The sequence below is a fragment of the Mesorhizobium sp. M1A.F.Ca.IN.020.06.1.1 genome, assembly GCF_004023265.1.
Lineage (GTDB): Bacteria > Pseudomonadota > Alphaproteobacteria > Rhizobiales > Rhizobiaceae > Mesorhizobium.
This window is the reverse complement of the sequence record NZ_RZSR01000849.1, coordinates 1-2,638: the sequence shown is the minus strand read 5'-3', so window position 1 is coordinate 2,638 and position 2,638 is coordinate 1. Positions and strand designations below refer to the sequence as shown.

The 2,638-nt window shown below is 65.9% G+C and carries 2 protein-coding genes and 1 pseudogene; all 3 read left to right on the top strand.

Translation table 11 applies throughout. From position 1 onward, the window contains the following. On the top strand, positions 1 to 1,392 hold a 1,392-nt coding region (atpA, locus tag EOA60_RS27960; RefSeq protein ID WP_128312240.1), incomplete at its 5' end, for a F0F1 ATP synthase subunit alpha. Positions 1,393 to 1,426: 34 nt separating this feature from the next. Next, positions 1,427 to 2,311, top strand: a complete 885-nt coding sequence (locus EOA60_RS27955; protein WP_095824154.1) for a F0F1 ATP synthase subunit gamma — start codon at positions 1,427 to 1,429, stop codon at positions 2,309 to 2,311. Positions 2,312 to 2,386: 75 nt separating this feature from the next. Next, positions 2,387 to 2,638: pseudogene (locus tag EOA60_RS27950) on the top strand (F0F1 ATP synthase subunit beta); the annotation flags it as partial.

The window sequence follows — 2,638 nt, the reverse complement described above, 5'->3', positions numbered from 1 at the left end:
GTCCAGGCCGGCGAGATGGTCGAATTCCCGGGCGGCATCCGCGGCATGGCGCTGAACCTCGAAGCCGACAATGTCGGCGTCGTCATCTTCGGCAACGACCGCGACATCAAGGAAGGCGACACCGTCAAGCGCACCGGCGCCATCGTCGACGTTCCGGTCGGTCCCGGCCTGCTCGGCCGCGTGGTCGACGCGCTCGGCAATCCGATCGACGGCAAGGGCCCGATCCAGGCGACCGAACGCCGCCGCGTCGACGTCAAGGCGCCCGGCATCATTCCGCGCAAGTCGGTGCATGAGCCGATGTCGACCGGCCTCAAGGCCATCGACGCGCTGATCCCGGTCGGCCGCGGCCAGCGCGAACTGGTCATCGGCGACCGTCAGACCGGCAAGACCGCCATCATCCTCGACACGATGCTGAACCAGAAGTCGGTGCACGACAACGGCCCGGAGAAGGAGAAGCTCTACTGCGTCTACGTCGCCGTCGGCCAGAAGCGCTCGACCGTCGCGCAGTTCGTCAAGGTGCTGGAGGAGCGCGGCGCGCTCGACTACTCCATCATCATCGCCGCGACCGCGTCGGATCCGGCGCCGATGCAGTTCCTGGCGCCGTTCGCCGGCTGCACCATGGGCGAATATTTCCGCGACAACGGCATGCATGCCCTCATCAGCTATGACGATCTGTCGAAGCAGGCCGTCGCCTACCGCCAGATGTCGCTGCTGCTGCGCCGCCCGCCGGGCCGCGAAGCCTATCCGGGCGACGTGTTCTACCTGCATTCGCGCCTGCTGGAGCGCGCCGCGAAGCTCAACGACGATAATGGCAACGGCTCGCTGACCGCGCTGCCGATCATCGAGACGCAGGCCAACGACGTGTCGGCCTACATCCCGACCAACGTGATCTCGATCACCGACGGTCAGATCTTCCTCGAGACCAACCTGTTCTTCCAAGGCATCCGCCCGGCGGTGAACGTCGGTCTGTCGGTGTCGCGCGTCGGCTCCTCGGCGCAGGTCAAGGCGATGAAGCAGGTCGCCGGCTCGATCAAGGGCGAACTCGCGCAGTACCGTGAAATGGCGGCCTTCGCGCAGTTCGGCTCCGACCTCGACGCCGCCACGCAGCGTCTGCTCAATCGCGGTTCGCGCCTGACGGAGCTCCTGAAGCAGCCGCAGTTCTCGCCGCTCAAGACCGAAGAGCAGGTCGCGGTGATCTTCGCCGGCGTCAATGGCTATCTCGACAAGCTGGCGCTGAATCAGGTCGGCAAGTTCGAGCATGGCCTGCTCAGTCACATGCGCTCGGCCGGCAAGGACGTGCTCGACGGCATCCGCAAAGAGAAGGCGCTGTCGGACGACCTGCGCGGCAAGCTCAAGGCCGAGATCGACGCCTTCGCCAAGACCTTCGCTTAACGAGCAGCCGGACGCACGGGATCAGGTTTGAAGCATGCCTTCATTAAAAGACCTTCGTAACCGTATCGCCTCGGTCAAGGCGACGCAGAAGATCACCAAGGCGATGCAGATGGTCGCCGCGGCGAAGCTGCGTCGCGCGCAGGAAGCGGCCGAAGCTGCGCGTCCCTATTCCGAGCGGATGGGGGCGGTGCTGGCCAACATCACCCAGGCGATCGGCGGCGGCGGCGATGCCCCGGCGCTGATGACCGGCACCGGCAGGGACGACGTGCATCTGCTCATCGTCTGCACCGCCGAGCGCGGCCTGTGCGGCGGCTTCAACTCCCAGATCGCGCGCCTGGCCCGCGAGCATATTCGTAAGCTTCTCGCCGACGGCAAGCAGATCAAGATCATCTGCGTCGGCAAGAAGGGTTTTGACATCCTGCGCCGCGAGTGCGGCTCGCTGATCCTCGAGCGCGTCGACTTGCGCGAGGTCAAGACGCTCGGCTTCGTCAATGCCGATGCGATTGCGCGCAAGGTGATCAACCTGTTCAACCAGGGCGGCTTCGACGTCTGCACGCTGTTCTATTCGCAGTTCAAGTCGGTGATCAGCCAGATTCCGACGGCGCAGCAGATCATCCCGGCGGCCCCGGCTTCCGCCGCTGCCGAGACGAGCAACGGCGCCACGGCCGTCTACGAATACGAGCCGGAGCCGGGCGAGATCCTCTCCGACCTCATCCCGCGCAACATCGCGGTGCAGATCTTCCGCGCGCTGCTGGAAAACGCGGCTGGCGAGATGGGCGCCAAGATGAGCGCGATGGACAATGCGACGCGCAACGCCGGCGACATGATCAACAGGCTGTCGATCACCTACAATCGCCAGCGGCAGGCGCAGATCACCAAGGAACTCATCGAAATCATTTCGGGCGCCGAGGCGCTCTAGGCGCGCCCCGCCGCCGAGGCCATCGACCTCGCGGCAGAAGGCGTGAGCAACAGACAGACGAAAAGGGCAAAGACGATGGCGAAAGCAGCTACCCCGAAGACCGCCGCCAAGGCGGCACCGGCCCCCAAGGCGGCAAAGGCTCCGGCAGCAGCCGCGAATGCCGCTCCGGCCAAGAAGGCGGCCGCTCCGGCCAAGGCAGCGGCTCCGGCGAAGGCGGCCAGCGTTGCGGCGAAGCGGGTCGGCGCCGCCGGCAAGGTGCGCCAGGTCATCGGCGCCGTCGTCGACGTCCAGTTCGAAGATCATCTCCCGGCCATTCTGACTGCGCTG